We start from the raw sequence: 17,750 nt of genomic DNA on the forward strand, positions 1-17,750 counted from the left end.
GCTACGACGCCGGCGCCGACGGTACGACCGCCTTCACGGATAGCGAAGCGCAGACCGTCTTCCATTGCGATGGTCTTGATCAGGGTAACAGTCATCTGAATGTTGTCACCTGGCATTACCATTTCAACGCCTTCCGGCAGTTCGCAGTTACCGGTCACGTCAGTGGTACGGAAGTAGAACTGAGGACGGTAGCCTTTGAAGAACGGAGTGTGACGACCGCCTTCTTCCTTCGACAGGACGTAGACTTCTGCGGTGAACTTGGTGTGCGGCTTGACCGAACCTGGCTTGACCAGAACCTGGCCACGCTCAACGTCGTCACGCTTGGTACCACGCAGCAGAACGCCGCAGTTCTCGCCAGCACGACCTTCGTCCAGCAGCTTGCGGAACATCTCAACACCGGTGCAGGTGGTGGTGGTGGTGTCACGCAGACCAACGATTTCCAGCGGATCCTGAACGCGGACGATACCACGCTCGATACGACCGGTAACAACGGTACCACGACCCGAGATCGAGAATACGTCTTCGATTGGCATCAGGAACGGCTTGTCGATAGCGCGCTCTGGCTCTGGGATGTAGCTGTCCAGAGTTTCAACCAGACGCTTGACAGCGGTGGTGCCCATTTCGTTGTCGTCTTTGCCTTCCAGCGCCATACGAGCCGAACCGATGATGATCGGAGTGTCGTCGCCTGGGAAGTCATAGGTGGACAGCAGGTCGCGAACTTCCATCTCGACCAGTTCCAGCAGCTCAGCGTCGTCTACCAGGTCAGCCTTGTTCAGGAAGACCACGATGTACGGAACGCCAACCTGACGGGACAGCAGGATGTGCTCACGGGTTTGTGGCATCGGACCATCGGCGGCCGAGCAAACCAGGATCGCGCCGTCCATCTGGGCAGCACCGGTGATCATGTTCTTCACATAGTCAGCGTGACCTGGGCAGTCAACGTGAGCGTAGTGACGAATGTTCGAGTTGTACTCGACGTGAGCGGTGTTGATGGTGATACCGCGCGCTTTTTCTTCCGGAGCCGAGTCGATCTTGTCGAACTCAACGACTGCCGAACCGAAAACTTCGGAGCAGACGCGAGTCAGAGCTGCGGTCAGAGTGGTCTTACCGTGGTCAACGTGGCCGATAGTGCCGACGTTAACGTGGGGAAGGGAACGATCAAATTTTTCTTTAGCCACGACAGTGAACCTCTTGCCTAAAGGGGATTAGCCTTGTTTTTTAACGAGTGCTTCGACGATGTTCGACGGAGCTTCGGCGTATTTGGAGAATTCCATGGAGTAGCTTGCGCGACCCTGAGACATGGAACGAACGTCGGTTGCGTAACCGAACATCTCTCCGAGCGGTACTTCAGCGCGGACGACACGGCCAGAGACCGATTCATCCATACCCTGGACCAGACCACGACGACGGTTCAGGTCACCCATCACGTCACCCAGGTAGTCTTCCGGGGTTACAACTTCAACCTTCATGATCGGCTCGAGAACCACGCCACCGCCCTTCTGGGCCAGTTGCTTGGTCGCCATCGAAGCGGCGATTTTGAACGCCATTTCGTTGGAGTCGACGTCGTGATACGAACCATCGAATACCGCGGCCTTCAGGCCGATCAGAGGATAGCCGGCAACAACGCCGTTCTTCATCTGCTCTTCGATACCCTTCTGGATCGGGGCGATGAATTCCTTAGGAATCACACCACCAACGACTTCGTTGGAGAACACCAGACCTTCGGTGATGTTGCCTTTTTCGTCCTGATCTGGCTCCGAGAAACGGATCCAGCAGTGACCGAACTGACCACGACCGCCCGACTGACGAACGAACTTGCCTTCGATCTCGACGTTGGACTTGGTGATCTTCTCGCGGTACGAAACCTGCGGCTTGCCGATGTTGGCTTCGACGTTGAACTCGCGCTTCATGCGGTCAACGAGGATGTCCAGGTGCAGCTCACCCATGCCCGAGATGATGGTCTGACCAGTCTCTTCGTCGGTCTTGACGCGGAACGACGGGTCTTCCTGGGCCAGCTTGCCCAGTGCAATACCCATCTTCTCCTGGTCAGCCTTGGTTTTCGGCTCTACGGAGAGCGAAATGACCGGCTCAGGGAAGTCCATACGCTCAAGGATGATTGGCTTGTCGGCGTTGCACAGGGTTTCGCCCGTGGTGACGTCTTTCATGCCGATCAGTGCAGCGATGTCGCCAGCGCGCACTTCCTTGATCTCTTCACGCTGGTTGGCGTGCATCTGCACCATACGACCAACGCGCTCTTTCTTGCCCTTGACCGAGTTGATGACGGAGTCACCGGAGGTCAGAACGCCCGAGTAGACGCGAACGAAGGTCAGAGTACCCACGAACGGGTCAGTCGCGATCTTGAACGCCAGAGCCGAGAACGGCTCGTCGTCGTCAGCGTGACGCACGTCTTTACGAACAGCCGGATCTTCTTTGTCCAGCTCCTTGTCGTCCGGGTTGATACCCTGGATTGCAGGGATCTCGGTCGGAGCAGGCAGGTAGTCGATGACGGCGTCGAGAACCAGGGGAACACCCTTGTTCTTGAACGACGAACCGCAGACAGCCGGTACGATCTCGCTGGCCAGGGTGCGCGCGCGCAGACCGGCTTTGATCTCTTCGACGGTCAGCTCTTCGCCTTCCAGGTACTTGTTCATCAGCTCTTCGCTGGACTCGGCAGCCGCTTCAACCATGTTGGAGCGCCACTCTTGAGCCAGCTCCAGCATATCGGCAGGAATTTCTTCCTCGCGATAAGTGGTGCCTTTGTCGTCGTCGTTCCAGTAGATAGCCTTCATCTTGATCAGGTCGACCTGACCCTGGAAGTTATCTTCCGAACCGATGGCCAGCTGAACAGGAACCGGGGTGTGACCCAGACGGTTCTTGATCTGACCTACGACGCGCAGGAAGTTAGCACCGGCACGGTCCATCTTGTTCACGTAGACAACACGTGGAACGCCGTACTTGTTGGCCTGACGCCATACGGTTTCGGACTGAGGCTCGACGCCGGAGGTACCGCAGAACACAACGACCGCGCCGTCGAGTACGCGCAGCGAACGCTCTACTTCAATGGTGAAGTCAACGTGGCCGGGGGTATCGATAACGTTTACACGGTAGTTGTCATACTGACCAACAGAACCTTTCCAGAAGGTGGTAACGGCAGCGGAGGTAATGGTGATACCCCGCTCCTGCTCCTGCACCATCCAGTCGGTGGTCGCGGCGCCATCATGCACCTCGCCCATCTTGTGGCTCAGGCCTGTGTAGAACAGGATCCGCTCGGTAGTGGTGGTCTTGCCCGCGTCAACGTGGGCACAGATACCAATGTTACGGTAGCGGTTAATTGCTGTAGTACGAGCCATAAAGCCCTCGCAGAATGATTGATGCCTGAATTAGAAGCGGTAGTGCGAGAACGCTTTGTTGGCTTCAGCCATACGGTGAACGTCTTCACGCTTCTTGACTGCAGCACCTTTGCCTTCAGCGGCATCCAGCAGCTCGCCAGCCAGGCGCAGAGCCATCGACTTCTCGCCACGCTTGCGGGCGTAGTCTACGAGCCAGCGCATTGCCAGAGCATTACGACGGGATGGACGAACTTCAACCGGAACCTGGTAAGTGGCACCGCCGACACGACGGGACTTTACTTCGACCAGCGGAGCGATGGCGTCGAGAGCTTTCTCGAAGATTTCCAGGGGGTCGCTGTTCTTGCGCTCTTTGACCTTGTCCAGCGCACCGTAAACGATGCGCTCGGCCACGGCCTTCTTGCCGCTTTCCATCACGTGGTTCATGAACTTGGCGAGGATTTGGGATCCGTATTTAGGATCGTCCAGAATCTCACGTTTTGCTGCTACACGACGTCTTGGCATGATAAGCCCTCAAACGGTCTTCAGGTTAGCCCGGGACGTGGGTCTACGACCCCTGCCCGACCTTACTCTTATCGACTCAAAAAAATGGATGTGTGCAAACGGCCGATTACTTCGGACGCTTGGTACCGTACTTCGAACGACCCTGGTTACGGCCTTTAACGCCCGAAGTATCCAGAGAGCCGCGAACGGTGTGGTAACGAACACCTGGCAAGTCTTTTACACGGCCGCCACGGATCAGGACGACGCTGTGCTCTTGCAGGTTGTGGCCTTCACCGCCGATGTACGAGGAAACCTCGAAACCGTTGGTCAGACGCACACGGCATACTTTACGCAGTGCCGAGTTAGGTTTTTTCGGCGTGGTGGTGTACACACGGGTGCACACGCCACGACGTTGCGGGCAGTTCTGCAGCGCAGGAACGTCGGATTTCTCGACCGAACGCTTACGCGGCTGACGTACCAGCTGGTTGATAGTTGCCATCTACTAGCTCCACTGATTGTCTTGCGACTCTATTGTCTTGCAAGAAAGCCAAAAATTGGCGAGACGGAGCCTCACCAAATTTAAGGGTACAAAAGTCTACGGAGGATCTTGCACCCAGTCAAGACAAGGCCCCGGCCCTCCTCGCCCGATCATCGGCAACAATTCATGTCACCGATGGCCGAGCGAGGCTTGCCGGGGCCCTGCCCTGTACTTAGTTACCGCTGGAGTTCAGCGCTTCGGTCAGTGCGGCTTCCACCTCACTGGCGCTTACACGCAGCGGTTTGTCGGCTTCACGGCGACGCTTGCGCTCGCTGTGGTAGGCCAGACCAGTACCCGCCGGGATCAGACGACCCACGACGACGTTCTCTTTCAGGCCGCGCAGGTAGTCGCGCTTGCCGGTTACCGCCGCTTCGGTCAGTACGCGGGTAGTTTCCTGGAAGGAAGCCGCGGAAATGAACGACTCGGTCGACAGCGACGCCTTGGTGATACCCAGCAGCACGCGAGTGAACTTCGAGATGAACTTGTCTTCGCCGGCGAGACGCTCGTTCTCGACCAGTACGTGAGTCAGTTCCATCTGGTCGCCCTTGATGAAGCTGGAATCGCCCGACTCCGAGATCTCGACCTTGCGCAGCATCTGACGCAGGATGGTCTCGATGTGCTTGTCGTTGATCTTAACGCCTTGCAGACGGTAAACGTCCTGGATCTCGTTGACGATGTACTTCGCCAGCGCGCTCACACCCAGCAGACGCAGGATGTCGTGCGGATCGCTCGGGCCGTCGGAGATAACTTCGCCGCGGTTTACCTGTTCGCCTTCGAAGACGTTCAGGTGGCGCCACTTCGGAATCAGCTCTTCGTACGGATCGCTACCGTCGGTCGGAGTGATGACCAGACGACGCTTGCCCTTGGTCTCTTTACCGAACGCGATGGTACCGCTGACTTCAGCCAGAATCGAGGCTTCTTTCGGACGACGCGCTTCGAACAAGTCAGCTACGCGTGGCAGACCACCGGTGATGTCACGGGTCTTCGACGTTTCTTGCGGGATACGCGCAATAACGTCACCAACACCGATCTGAGCACCGTCAGCAACACCCACCAAGGCGTTGGCCGGCAGGAAGTACTGCGCCGGTACGTCAGTACCTGGCAGGTACAGGTCCTTGCCATTGGCGTCGACCATCTTGATTGCCGGACGGATTTCCTTGCCTGCGGCAGGGCGATCCTTGACGTCCAGTACTTCAATGTTGGTCAGGCCGGTCAGTTCGTCTGTCTGACGCTTGATGGTGATGTTTTCTTCCATGCCCACGAAGGTCACGGTACCTTTCAGCTCGGTAACGATCGGGTGGGTGTGCGGGTCCCACTTGGCGACGATAGCGCCAGCTTCGACCTTTTCACCTTCCTTGACCGAAATCACCGCACCGTAAGGCAGCTTGTAACGCTCACGCTCACGACCGAATTCGTCGGCAATGGCCAGCTCACCGGAACGCGAAACAGCAACCAGGTTGCCATCGGCGCGCACGACATGCTTCAGGTTGTGCAGACGTACCATACCGCCGTTCTTCACCTGGACGCTGTCGGCAGCCGAAGTACGGCTTGCAGCACCACCGATGTGGAACGTACGCATGGTCAGCTGGGTACCTGGCTCACCGATCGACTGTGCAGCGATAACGCCGACAGCTTCACCAATGTTCACCTGGTGACCACGCGCCAGGTCACGACCGTAGCACTTGGCGCAGATACCGAAGCGGGTTTCGCAGTTGATCGGCGAACGCACGATAACTTCGTCGATGCTGTTCAGCTCGATGAACTCGACCCACTGCTCGTCTACCAGGGTACCGGCAGGAACGATGACGTCCTCGGTGCCTGGCTTGAACACGTCACGGGCGATGACACGGCCCAGTACACGCTCACCCAACGGCTCTACAACGTCACCGCCTTCAATGTGCGGAGTCATCAGCAAGCCCTGGTCGGTACCGCAGTCGATCTCGGTCACAACCAGGTCTTGCGCAACGTCTACCAGACGACGGGTCAGGTAACCGGAGTTCGCAGTCTTCAAGGCGGTATCCGCCAGACCTTTACGAGCACCGTGAGTCGAGATGAAGTACTGAAGTACGCTCAGACCTTCACGGAAGTTCGCGGTGATCGGCGTCTCGATGATCGAGCCGTCCGGCTTGGCCATCAGGCCACGCATACCGGCCAGCTGACGGATCTGGGCAGCGGAACCCCGCGCACCGGAGTCAGCCATCATGTACATCGAGTTGAAGGACTCTTGCTCGACTTCTTTGCCTTCGCGGTCGATGACTTTCTCTTTCGAGAGGTTGGCCATCATCGCCTTGGACACTTCGTCGTTCGCCTTCGACCACAAGTCGATGACCTTGTTGTACTTCTCGCCCTGGGTTACCAGGCCGGAGGCGTACTGGCTCTCGATTTCCTTCACTTCATCGGTAGCGCTGTTGATGATGCGCGCTTTCTCATCCGGGATGACAAAGTCGTTCACACCAATGGACACGCCAGAGATGGTGGAGTATGCGAAACCGGTGTACATCAGCTGGTCGGCGAAGATAACGGTCTCTTTCAGACCAACCACGCGGTAGCACTGGTTGATCAGCTTGGAGATCGCCTTTTTCTTCATCGGCTGGTTGACGACATCGTACGGCAGGCCTGCTGGCACAACCTGGAACAGCAGCGCACGGCCGACGGTGGTGTCGACGATACGGGTGTTCTTGGTCGAGCTGCCATCACGGTCATTCACGGTCTCGTTGATACGGACCTTGATTTTCGCGTGCAGGGCAGCTTCGCCGGCGCGGAATACGCGGTCGACTTCCTGCAGGTCGGCGAATACGCGACCCTCGCCCTTGGCGTTGATGGCTTCACGGGTCATGTAGTACAGACCCAGTACAACGTCCTGCGACGGAACGATGATTGGCTCACCGTTGGCTGGCGACAGAATGTTGTTGGTCGACATCATCAGCGCGCGCGCTTCGAGCTGGGCTTCCAGGGTCAGCGGCACGTGAACGGCCATCTGGTCACCGTCGAAGTCGGCGTTGTACGCGGCACAGACCAGCGGGTGAAGCTGAATCGCCTTACCTTCGATGAGCACAGGCTCGAACGCCTGGATACCCAGACGGTGAAGGGTCGGTGCACGGTTGAGCAGTACGGGGTGTTCGCGAATCACTTCAGCGAGAACGTCCCACACCTCTGGCAGCTCGCGCTCGACCATCTTCTTGGCAGCTTTGATGGTGGTCGCCAGACCACGCATTTCCAGCTTGCCGAAAATGAACGGCTTGAACAGCTCGAGGGCCATCTTCTTCGGCAGACCGCACTGGTGCAGACGCAGGGTCGGGCCTACGGTAATTACCGAACGACCAGAGTAGTCAACACGCTTACCGAGCAAGTTCTGACGGAAGCGACCTTGCTTACCTTTGATCATGTCGGCCAGGGACTTCAGCGGACGCTTGTTCGAGCCGGTGATGGCGCGACCGCGACGGCCGTTGTCCAGCAGGGCGTCGACCGCTTCCTGCAGCATGCGCTTTTCGTTGCGCACGATGATGTCCGGCGCGGACAGATCGAGCAGGCGCTTCAGACGGTTGTTACGGTTGATCACCCGACGATACAGGTCGTTCAGGTCGGAGGTCGCGAAGCGGCCGCCATCCAGCGGTACCAGCGGACGCAGGTCCGGCGGCAGTACTGGCAGTACGGTCAGGACCATCCACTCAGGCAGGTTGCCCGAGCCCTGGAAAGCTTCCATCAGCTTCAGGCGCTTGGACAGCTTCTTGATTTTGGTTTCCGAGTTGGTCTGCGGAATCTCTTCACGCAGGCGACCGATCTCGTGCTCCAGGTCGATAGCGTGCAGCAGCTCGCGGACAGCCTCGGCACCCATGCGGGCGTCGAAGTCGTCACCGAACTCTTCCAGCGCTTCGAAGTACTGCTCGTCGTTCAGCAGCTGACCCTTTTCAAGGGTGGTCATGCCCGGGTCGATAACGACGTAGCTCTCGAAGTAGAGAACCCGCTCGATATCACGCAGGGTCATGTCCATCAGCAGGCCGATACGGGACGGCAGCGACTTCAGGAACCAGATGTGGGCAACCGGCGAGGCCAGTTCGATGTGCGCCATGCGCTCACGACGAACCTTGGCCAGGGCAACTTCAACGCCGCACTTCTCGCAGATTACGCCGCGGTGCTTGAGGCGCTTGTACTTGCCGCACAGGCACTCGTAGTCCTTGACTGGGCCAAAGATCTTGGCGCAGAACAGGCCGTCACGCTCAGGTTTGAACGTACGGTAGTTGATGGTTTCCGGCTTCTTAACTTCACCGAACGACCACGAACGGATCATCTCAGGTGACGCCAGCCCGATACGGATGGCGTCGAACTCTTCGACTTGACCCTGGTTTTTCAGCAAATTCAGTAGGTCTTTCAAGGCCTTTCCTCCTGGCGGAGCAGGGAGCGGGCAATACCTGCCCCACTCCCCTTCGCGTCACGTGTTATTCGGTTTCCAGATCGATATCGATACCGAGCGAACGGATCTCTTTGATCAACACGTTGAAGGACTCGGGCATGCCCGGCTCCATACGGTGATCGCCATCCACGATGTTCTTGTACATCTTGGTACGGCCGTTCACGTCGTCCGACTTCACTGTGAGCATTTCTTGCAGGGTGTATGCCGCGCCGTATGCTTCCAGCGCCCACACTTCCATCTCCCCGAAACGCTGACCACCGAACTGCGCCTTACCACCCAGCGGCTGCTGGGTAACCAGGCTGTAGGAACCAGTGGAACGCGCGTGCATCTTGTCGTCCACCAAGTGGTTCAGCTTGAGCATGTACATGTAACCAACGGTCACTGGACGCTCGAACTTGTTGCCGGTACGGCCATCGAACAGCACCATCTGGCCGCTCTCTGGCAGATCGGCCAGCTTCAGCATGGCCTTGATCTCGCTTTCCTTGGCACCATCGAAGACCGGGGTAGCCATTGGCACGCCTTTCTTCAGGTTGTGGGCCAGGGCCAGGATCTCTTCGTCGGTGAACTCGGCGAGGTTTTCCTGACGACCACCGATCTCGTTGTAGACCTCGGTCAGGAATACGCGCAGCTCAGCGGCTTTGCGTTGCTCTTCGATCATGCGGTCGATCTTCTCGCCCAGGCCCTTGGCCGCGAGGCCCAGGTGGGTTTCAAGGATCTGACCAACGTTCATACGCGAAGGTACGCCCAGCGGGTTCAGTACGACGTCGACCGGAGTACCGTTGGCATCGTGCGGCATGTCTTCAACCGGCATGATTACCGAGACAACACCCTTGTTACCGTGACGACCAGCCATCTTGTCACCCGGCTGGATGCGACGGCGGATGGCCAGGTAGACCTTGACGATCTTCAGTACGCCAGGTGCCAGGTCATCGCCCTGCTGCAGCTTGCGCTTCTTGTCTTCAAACTTGTCGTCCAGCAGACGGCGACGGTCGACGATGTACTGCTGAGCCTTTTCCAGCTGCTCATTCAGTGCATCTTCAGCCATGCGCAGTTTGAACCACTGGCCGTGCTCCAGACCGTCCAGCACTTCGTCGGTGACCACGGTGCCTTTCTTCAGGCCCGCGCCACCGTCGACCACCTGGCCGTTCAGAGCAGAACGCAGACGTTCGAAGGTTGCGCCTTCGACGATGCGGAACTCTTCGTTGAGGTCCTTGCGGATCTCGTCCAGCTGCATCTTCTCGATGGCCAGGGCGCGGCTGTCGCGCTCGACGCCATCACGGGTGAAGACCTGCACGTCAATGACGGTACCCTTGGTGCCGGTTGGCACGCGCAGGGAGGTGTCTTTAACGTCACTGGCCTTCTCACCGAAGATTGCACGCAGCAGTTTTTCTTCCGGAGTCAGCTGGGTTTCGCCTTTTGGCGTGACCTTGCCAACCAGGATGTCGCCAGCGCCGACTTCAGCACCCACGTAAACGATACCGGCTTCGTCCAGTTTGTTCAGTGCAGCTTCACCCACGTTCGGGATGTCCGCAGTGATTTCCTCTGGGCCAAGCTTGGTGTCACGCGCCACACAGGTCAGTTCCTGAATGTGGATGGTGGTGAAGCGATCTTCCTGAACCACACGCTCGGACAGACAGATGGAGTCTTCGAAGTTGAAGCCGTTCCATGCCATGAACGCGATGCGCATGTTCTGACCCAGCGCCAGTTCACCCATGTCGGTGGACGGGCCGTCGGCCATGATGTCGCTACGCTGAACCTTGTCACCCTTGCTCACCAGCGGACGCTGGTTGATGCAGGTGTTCTGGTTCGAACGGGTGTACTTGGTCAGGTTGTAGATATCTACACCTGCTTCGCCGGTTTCCACTTCGTCGTCATTAACGCGAACAACGATACGGCTGGCGTCGACCGAGTCGATCACGCCACCACGGCGAGCAACCACGCAGACACCGGAGTCACGGGCAACGTTGCGCTCCATGCCGGTACCTACCAGCGGCTTGTCGGCACGCAGTGTCGGTACAGCCTGACGCTGCATGTTCGAACCCATCAACGCACGGTTGGCGTCGTCGTGCTCGAGGAACGGAATCAGCGACGCAGCAACAGAAACAACCTGCTTCGGCGAAACGTCCATCAGGGTGACGTCTTCCGGCGCCTTGACGGTGAATTCGTTCAGGTGACGAACAGCTACCAGCTCATCGATCAGTTGCTTCTTGTCGTTCATCGCGGCCGAAGCCTGGGCGATGACGTGGTCCGCTTCTTCGATTGCCGACAGGAACACGATGTCGTCGCTGACAACGCCTTCCTTCACCACGCGGTACGGGCTTTCCAGGAAGCCGTACTGGTTGGTGCGGGCATAGGCTGCCAGGGAGTTGATCAGACCGATGTTCGGACCTTCAGGGGTCTCGATCGGGCACACACGGCCGTAGTGGGTCGGGTGTACGTCACGGACTTCGAAGCCAGCACGCTCACGGGTCAGACCGCCCGGGCCGAGTGCAGAGACGCGGCGCTTGTGGGTGATCTCGGAGAGCGGGTTGTTCTGGTCCATGAACTGGGACAGCTGGCTGGAACCGAAGAACTCTTTCACCGCCGCCGCAACCGGCTTGGCGTTGATCAGGTCTTGCGGCATCAAGCCTTCGCTTTCCGCCATCGACAGACGTTCCTTGACCGCGCGCTCTACACGCACCAGGCCAACGCGGAACTGGTTTTCGGCCATCTCGCCGACGCAACGAACGCGACGGTTACCCAGGTGGTCGATGTCGTCGACGATGCCTTTGCCGTTACGGATATCGACCAGGGTCTTGAGGACCTCGACGATGTCTTCCTTGCTCAGCACGCCCGAACCTTCGATCTCGGTACGACCGATACGACGGTTGAACTTCATGCGGCCAACTGCGGACAGGTCGTAACGCTCGGCGCTGAAGAACAGGTTGTTGAACAGGGTCTCGGCAGCATCCTTGGTCGGCGGCTCGCCTGGACGCATCATGCGATAGATCTCGACCAGAGCTTCCAGCTGGTTGCTGGTGGTGTCGATCTTCAGGGTGTCGGAGATGAACGGACCGCAATCGATGTCGTTGGTGTACAGGGTCTCGATACGGACGACCTGTGCCTTGGCGACTTTGATCAGCAGATCGGTGGTCAGCTCGGTATTGCACTCGGCCAGGATCTCGCCAGTGGCCGGGTGCACGATGGCCTTGGCAGTGGTGCGACCCAGGACGTATTCCATTGGAACGTCCAGCTGCTTGACGCCGGCCTTCTCGAGCTGATTGATGTGGCGCGCAGTAATACGGCGGCCCTGCTCAACGATGACTTTGCCGGTTTCGTCATGGATGTCCATGACTGCAACTTCACCACGCAGACGCTGCGGTACCAGTTCCAGGCTGAGTTTTTCGCCGGAAATGTGGAACACGTTGGTGGTGTAGAAGGTGTTGAGCACTTCTTCAGTGCTGTAACCCAGGGCGCGCAGCAGCACCGACGCCGGCAGTTTGCGGCGACGGTCGATACGCACGAACACGCAGTCTTTCGGGTCGAACTCGAAGTCCAGCCACGAACCGCGGTAAGGGATGATGCGAGCGGAGTACAGCAGCTTGCCGGAGCTGTGAGTCTTGCCACGGTCGTGGTCGAAGAACACACCAGGCGAACGGTGCAGCTGGGAAACGATCACACGCTCGGTACCGTTGATAACGAAGGTACCGTTCTCAGTCATCAGGGGGATTTCACCCATGTAGACTTCTTGCTCTTTGATGTCCTTGATCGCTTTGTTCGACGATTCCTTGTCGAAGATGATCAGGCGCACCTTGACCCGCAGTGGGACCGCGAAGGTCACGCCACGCAGGACACATTCCTTAACATCGAAGGCAGGCTCGCCCAGGCGATAGCCTACGTACTCCAGGGCAGCATTGCCGGAGTAGCTGATGATCGGGAATACCGATTTGAAGGCCGCGTGCAGGCCGACGTCGCGGAACTGATCCTTGGATGCTCCCGCTTGCAGGAATTCGCGATACGAATCCAGCTGGATGGCCAGGAGGTAAGGCACATCCATGACGTCCGGCAACTTGCTAAAGTCCTTGCGGATACGTTTTTTCTCAGTGTATGAGTAAGCCATCAGCGTTCCCCAGCTTGGTCACCTGCTTGTTTGGCTTCTCCCGGCGGGAGCAGCCAGAAAATCGTGCAAACCCCTTGGTTTGCGCCACCCACGTGGGTGTCTTGCAGCTTGTTATCGGGGCCGGCTTGACCGACCGCCAATAACGGAAAAAGGCCGGTGGCATAAGCCACCAGCCATCAGCCTTGTGCTCAACGCTCAGGCTGGCATCGCAAAGTCGAGATTACTTCAGCTCGACTTTAGCGCCTGCTTCTTCCAGCTTCTTCTTAGCGTCTTCAGCGGCTTCTTTCGAAACGCCTTCAGCTACAACCTGAGGAGCGCCATCGACTTTCTCTTTGGCTTCTTTCAGGCCCAGACCGGTCAGCTCGCGAACGGCTTTAATCACGTTCACTTTCTTCTCGCCGGCTTCAACCAGAACAACGTTGAACTCGGTCTGCTCTTCAACAACAGCGGCAGCAGCAGCTGGGCCAGCAGCGGCAACAGCAGCGGTCACGCCGAAGGTTTCTTCCATTGCTTTGATCAGCTCAACAACTTCCAGAACGGTTTTCTGGCCGATTGCTTCGATGATTTGCTCGTTAGTCAGGGACATGACTTAAATCCTGTATTGGGGTGAAGGCCTACGCAGCCATCAAATTAAACAAATGATTTTGAAAGAGTTCGCGTGCCTTAGGCAGCGGTAGCTTCTTTCTGGTCGCGAATGGCTGCCAGAGTACGAGCCAGCTTGCTGGTGGCGCCTTGAATAACGCTCATCAGTCGTGCAATAGCTTCGTCGCGGGTCGGCAGGGTAGCCAACACGTCGATCTGGTTCGCTGCAATGAAATTGCCGTCAAACGCAGCTGCCTTGATCTCGAACTTGTCCTGACCCTTGGCGAACTCTTTGAACAGACGAGCAGCAGCGCCCGGGTGTTCGTTGGAGAAAGCAATCAGGGTCGGGCCTTTGAACGCGTCGCTGAGGATCGAAAATTCGGTGCCTTCAACAGCGCGCTTGAGCAGGGTGTTACGTACGACACGCACGTAAACGCCAGCCTCGCGGGCCTCTTTACGGAGTCCGGTCATTGCGCCTACAGTCACACCACGGGCATCAGCCACAACAGCGGACAGAGCGACTTTGGCAGCCTCGTTGACTTCAGCGACGATGGCCTTCTTGTCTTCGAGTTTAATTGCCACGGGTTTACTCCTGGTTTTTACCGTTTCATCTGGCCGAAGCCGGATGTCGTTTTGGTGTCTGATTCGGTAACGAATCGGGAGCACCATCTGCGTGGGCTGGTGTTTTAAGGCTTGCGCCACCTACGGTCTTGGATAGCCCCCGCCAGGCAGGGACCCCAATTTTTGCTGGCGGCGCGACGAGTCGCACCGCCATGTTCTTACACGTTCAGCGAGCTCTGATCGATGACCAGACCTGGGCCCATGGTGGTGCTCAGGGTAACGCGCTTGACGTAGATACCTTTCGAGGAAGCAGGCTTGATACGCTTCAGATCAGCGATCAGGGCTTCAACGTTTTCCTTCAGCTTGCCAGCTTCGAAGCCGACCTTGCCAACGGAGGTGTGGATGATACCGTTTTTGTCGGTACGGTAGCGAACCTGACCAGCCTTGGCGTTTTTCACGGCAGTGGCTACGTCTGGGCTAACGGTACCAACTTTCGGGTTAGGCATCAGGCCGCGAGGACCCAGAACCTGACCCAGCTGACCTACAACGCGCATGGCATCAGGCGATGCGATGACTACGTCATAGTTCAGGTCGCCGGCTTTCATTTCGGCAGCCAGATCGTCCATACCTACGCGGTCAGCGCCGGCAGCCAGAGCGGCTTCAGCAGCTGGACCCTGGGTGAAGACGGCAACGCGAACGGTCTTGCCAGTGCCGTGTGGCAGCACAGTAGCGCTACGAACGACCTGGTCGGATTTACGCGGGTCAACACCGAGGTTAACGGCGATGTCGTAGGACTCGACGAACTTGGCAGCAGGCAGCGAGGCCAGCAGAGTTGCCGCTTCTTCGAAGTTGTAGGACTTGCCTGCTTCGATTTTCTCGGCGATTGCCTTTTGGCGTTTGGTCAGCTTAGCCATTACACACCCTCCACGTTCAGGCCCATGCTGCGGGCAGAGCCAGCGATGGTGCGTACAGCAGCGTCCAGGTCAGCAGCGGTCAGATCAGCCTGTTTTGCCTTGGCGATGTCTTCCAGCTGAGCGCGGGTAACGGTACCGACTTTAACGGTGTTCGGACGAGCCGAACCACTGGTCAGGCCAGCAGCTTTCTTCAGCAGAACCGAGGCAGGGGTGCTCTTGGTCTCGAAGGTGAAGCTACGGTCGCTGTAGACAGTGATGATCACAGGAGTCGGCAGGCCGGCTTCTTGACCCTGAGTACGGGCGTTGAAGGCCTTGCAGAATTCCATGATGTTCACACCGTGTTGGCCCAGTGCTGGACCAACGGGTGGGCTTGGGTTGGCCTGGCCGGCCTTAACTTGCAGCTTGATGTAAGCCTGAATCTTCTTAGCCATGAGCTACTCCAAAATCGGGTACGAACGCCTGATGGCTCCCCGGATGACTTGCGTTTTATCCCAGTGACGACAAAACCCCGCAACACACAGGGCTGCGGGGTTTGGGATGCTTCGTCCGCCTAGACCTTTTCGACCTGGCTGAACTCGAGCTCCACCGGAGTAGAGCGACCGAAAATGAGCACCGCCACCTGGAGGCGACTCTTTTCGTAGTTAACTTCTTCGACACTACCATTGAAGTCAGCGAACGGACCGTCAATGACACGAACCACTTCACCCGGCTCGAACAGCGTCTTGGGCTTCGGCTTGTCGCTGCCGTCGGCAACGCGACGAAGGATAGCCTCAGCTTCTTTGTCGGTGATCGGTGCAGGCTTATCTGCGGTACCGCCAATAAAGCCCATCACGCGAGGGGTATCCTTGACCAAGTGCCAAGTCCCTTCGTTCATCTCCATCTGGACCAGCACATAGCCAGGGAAGAATTTACGCTCACTCTTGCGCTTCTGGCCGTTGCGCATTTCAACGACTTCTTCGGTCGGAACCAAGATCTCGCCGAAACCGTCTTCCATGCCAGCCAGCTTGACGCGCTCGATCAGGGAGCGCATTACATGCTTCTCGTAACCCGAGTAAGCATGCACAACATACCAACGCTTAGCCACGGGACACCTTTAGCCAACGATCAGGGAGACCGCCCAGCCGAGCAGGGAATCAAGACCCCACAACAGCAGTGCCATAACCAGCACGACAGCCACGACAATCAGCGTGGTCTGGGTGGTTTCCTGGCGGGTCGGCCACACGACTTTACGGATTTCGGTACGAGCTTCCTTCGCCAGCGTAAAGAACGACTTGCCCTTCGCAGTCTGCAGAGCTACAAAGCCCGCGACAGCAGCCAGGACGAGAAGTGCAAGGACGCGATACAGGATCGGAGACGCGGAGTAATATTGATTACCCACAACAGCTACAACCACCAAAGCAACTACAGCCAGCCACTTGAATAGATCAAAACGCGATTCTTGGGCTTCAGTTTTGGGAGTCATCTAGGAGGATCCTGTAAGAAGAAAGCCATCACACCGAAGTGAAATGGCAGGTCAGGAGGGAATCGAACCCCCAACCTACGGTTTTGGAGACCGTCGCTCTGCCAATTGAGCTACTGACCTGTAACGCTGTATCAGGCCGGCCATTATACCGGCCTGATCAAGTAAATCAACTACTTATTCAATAATTTTTGCTACGACGCCGGCGCCGACGGTACGACCGCCTTCACGGATAGCGAAGCGCAGACCGTCTTCCATTGCGATGGTCTTGATCAGGGTAACAGTCATCTGAATGTTGTCACCTGGCATTACCATTTCAACGCCTTCCGGCAGTTCGCAGTTACCGGTCACGTCAGTGGTACGGAAGTAGAACTGAGGACGGTAGCCTTTGAAGAACGGAGTGTGACGACCGCCTTCTTCCTTCGACAGGACGTAGACTTCTGCGGTGAACTTGGTGTGCGGCTTGACCGAACCTGGCTTGACCAGAACCTGGCCACGCTCAACGTCGTCACGCTTGGTACCACGCAGCAGAACGCCGCAGTTCTCGCCAGCACGACCTTCGTCCAGCAGCTTGCGGAACATCTCAACACCGGTGCAGGTGGTGGTGGTGGTGTCACGCAGACCAACGATTTCCAGCGGATCCTGAACGCGGACGATACCACGCTCGATACGACCGGTAACAACGGTACCACGACCCGAGATCGAGAATACGTCTTCGATTGGCATCAGGAACGGCTTGTCGATAGCGCGCTCTGGCTCTGGGATGTAGCTGTCCAGAGTTTCAACCAGACGCTTGACAGCGGTGGTGCCCATTTCGTTGTCGTCTTTGCCTTCCAGCGCCATACGAGCCGAACCGATGATGATCGGAGTGTCGTCGCCTGGGAAGTCATAGGTGGACAGCAGGTCGCGAACTTCCATCTCGACCAGTTCCAGCAGCTCAGCGTCGTCTACCAGGTCAGCCTTGTTCAGGAAGACCACGATGTACGGAACGCCAACCTGACGGGACAGCAGGATGTGCTCACGGGTTTGTGGCATCGGACCATCGGCGGCCGAGCAAACCAGGATCGCGCCGTCCATCTGGGCAGCACCGGTGATCATGTTCTTCACATAGTCAGCGTGACCTGGGCAGTCAACGTGAGCGTAGTGACGAATGTTCGAGTTGTACTCGACGTGAGCGGTGTTGATGGTGATACCGCGCGCTTTTTCTTCCGGAGCCGAGTCGATCTTGTCGAACTCAACGACTGCCGAACCGAAAACTTCGGAGCAGACGCGAGTCAGAGCTGCGGTCAGAGTGGTCTTACCGTGGTCAACGTGGCCGATAGTGCCGACGTTAACGTGGGGAAGGGAACGATCAAA

The 17,750-nt window shown here is 57.6% G+C and carries 13 protein-coding genes and 1 tRNA gene; all 14 read right to left on the reverse strand.

Features of this window, described 5'->3' with window-relative positions:
• On the reverse strand, nucleotides 1-1,178 hold a 1,178-nt coding region (tuf, locus tag E8E78_RS11285), incomplete at its 3' end, for an elongation factor Tu (protein ID WP_280313614.1).
• A gap of 27 nt (nucleotides 1,179-1,205) precedes the next feature.
• The gene (gene fusA / locus E8E78_RS11290) at nucleotides 1,206-3,350 is read right to left on the reverse strand and encodes an elongation factor G (RefSeq protein WP_016484652.1); all 2,145 of its coding nucleotides are present in this window, start codon (nucleotides 3,348-3,350) and stop codon (nucleotides 1,206-1,208) included.
• Nucleotides 3,351-3,380: 30 nt separating this feature from the next.
• Nucleotides 3,381-3,851: a 30S ribosomal protein S7 gene (gene rpsG, locus E8E78_RS11295; RefSeq protein WP_008089143.1), complete on the reverse strand. Its 471-nt coding sequence runs from the start codon at nucleotides 3,849-3,851 to the stop codon at nucleotides 3,381-3,383.
• Nucleotides 3,852-3,957: 106 nt separating this feature from the next.
• Nucleotides 3,958-4,329: a 30S ribosomal protein S12 gene (rpsL, locus tag E8E78_RS11300; RefSeq protein WP_003255492.1), complete on the reverse strand. Its 372-nt coding sequence runs from the start codon at nucleotides 4,327-4,329 to the stop codon at nucleotides 3,958-3,960.
• A gap of 211 nt (nucleotides 4,330-4,540) precedes the next feature.
• Nucleotides 4,541-8,740, reverse strand: a complete 4,200-nt coding sequence (gene rpoC / locus E8E78_RS11305) for a DNA-directed RNA polymerase subunit beta' (protein WP_016497743.1) — start codon at nucleotides 8,738-8,740, stop codon at nucleotides 4,541-4,543.
• A 64-nt stretch (nucleotides 8,741-8,804) separates the two neighbouring features.
• Nucleotides 8,805-12,878, reverse strand: coding sequence for a DNA-directed RNA polymerase subunit beta (rpoB, locus tag E8E78_RS11310; protein ID WP_016484650.1), 4,074 nt, complete (start codon nucleotides 12,876-12,878; stop codon nucleotides 8,805-8,807).
• A gap of 220 nt (nucleotides 12,879-13,098) precedes the next feature.
• Nucleotides 13,099-13,464 (reverse strand): 50S ribosomal protein L7/L12, encoded by a 366-nt coding sequence (rplL, locus tag E8E78_RS11315; RefSeq protein ID WP_007957596.1) that lies wholly within the window; start codon nucleotides 13,462-13,464, stop codon nucleotides 13,099-13,101.
• Between the two features lie 77 nt (nucleotides 13,465-13,541).
• Complete coding sequence (gene rplJ / locus E8E78_RS11320; RefSeq protein WP_016497742.1) at nucleotides 13,542-14,042, reverse strand: 50S ribosomal protein L10; 501 nt, start codon at nucleotides 14,040-14,042, stop codon at nucleotides 13,542-13,544.
• 197 nt (nucleotides 14,043-14,239) lie between these two features.
• The gene (gene rplA / locus E8E78_RS11325) at nucleotides 14,240-14,935 is read right to left on the reverse strand and encodes a 50S ribosomal protein L1 (RefSeq protein WP_012270232.1); all 696 of its coding nucleotides are present in this window, start codon (nucleotides 14,933-14,935) and stop codon (nucleotides 14,240-14,242) included.
• Nucleotides 14,935-15,366 (reverse strand): 50S ribosomal protein L11, encoded by a 432-nt coding sequence (gene rplK, locus E8E78_RS11330; RefSeq protein WP_003255500.1) that lies wholly within the window; start codon nucleotides 15,364-15,366, stop codon nucleotides 14,935-14,937. Before rplK ends, rplA begins: the two co-directional genes overlap by 1 nt.
• A 119-nt stretch (nucleotides 15,367-15,485) precedes the next feature.
• Nucleotides 15,486-16,019, reverse strand: coding sequence for a transcription termination/antitermination protein NusG (gene nusG / locus E8E78_RS11335; RefSeq protein ID WP_003255501.1), 534 nt, complete (start codon nucleotides 16,017-16,019; stop codon nucleotides 15,486-15,488).
• 9 nt (nucleotides 16,020-16,028) lie between these two features.
• Nucleotides 16,029-16,397 (reverse strand): preprotein translocase subunit SecE, encoded by a 369-nt coding sequence (gene secE / locus E8E78_RS11340; protein WP_049276262.1) that lies wholly within the window; start codon nucleotides 16,395-16,397, stop codon nucleotides 16,029-16,031.
• A gap of 44 nt (nucleotides 16,398-16,441) precedes the next feature.
• Nucleotides 16,442-16,517: transfer RNA gene (locus E8E78_RS11345), tRNA-Trp, on the reverse strand.
• A 54-nt stretch (nucleotides 16,518-16,571) separates the two neighbouring features.
• On the reverse strand, nucleotides 16,572-17,750 hold a 1,179-nt coding region (gene tuf / locus E8E78_RS11350), incomplete at its 5' end, for an elongation factor Tu (protein ID WP_232861457.1).

It is taken from the genome of Pseudomonas sp. BN505, assembly GCF_029873175.1.
In the GTDB taxonomy this organism is placed as follows: domain Bacteria; phylum Pseudomonadota; class Gammaproteobacteria; order Pseudomonadales; family Pseudomonadaceae; genus Aquipseudomonas; species Aquipseudomonas putida.

What these genes read in the sequence shown, in the direction of transcription:
- rpoB (WP_016484650.1), bottom strand. Translation starts at nt 12,878, where the DNA reads ATGGCTTACTCATACACTGAGAAAAAACGTATCCGCAAGGACTTTAGC.
- rplK (WP_003255500.1), bottom strand. Translation starts at nt 15,366, where the DNA reads ATGGCTAAGAAGATTCAGGCTTACATCAAGCTGCAAGTTAAGGCCGGC.
- rpsL (WP_003255492.1), bottom strand. Translation starts at nt 4,329, where the DNA reads ATGGCAACTATCAACCAGCTGGTACGTCAGCCGCGTAAGCGTTCGGTC.
- fusA (WP_016484652.1), bottom strand. Translation starts at nt 3,350, where the DNA reads ATGGCTCGTACTACAGCAATTAACCGCTACCGTAACATTGGTATCTGT.
- rpsG (WP_008089143.1), bottom strand. Translation starts at nt 3,851, where the DNA reads ATGCCAAGACGTCGTGTAGCAGCAAAACGTGAGATTCTGGACGATCCT.
- rplA (WP_012270232.1), bottom strand. Translation starts at nt 14,935, where the DNA reads ATGGCTAAGCTGACCAAACGCCAAAAGGCAATCGCCGAGAAAATCGAA.
- rplL (WP_007957596.1), bottom strand. Translation starts at nt 13,464, where the DNA reads ATGTCCCTGACTAACGAGCAAATCATCGAAGCAATCGGCCAGAAAACC.
- secE (WP_049276262.1), bottom strand. Translation starts at nt 16,397, where the DNA reads ATGACTCCCAAAACTGAAGCCCAAGAATCGCGTTTTGATCTATTCAAG.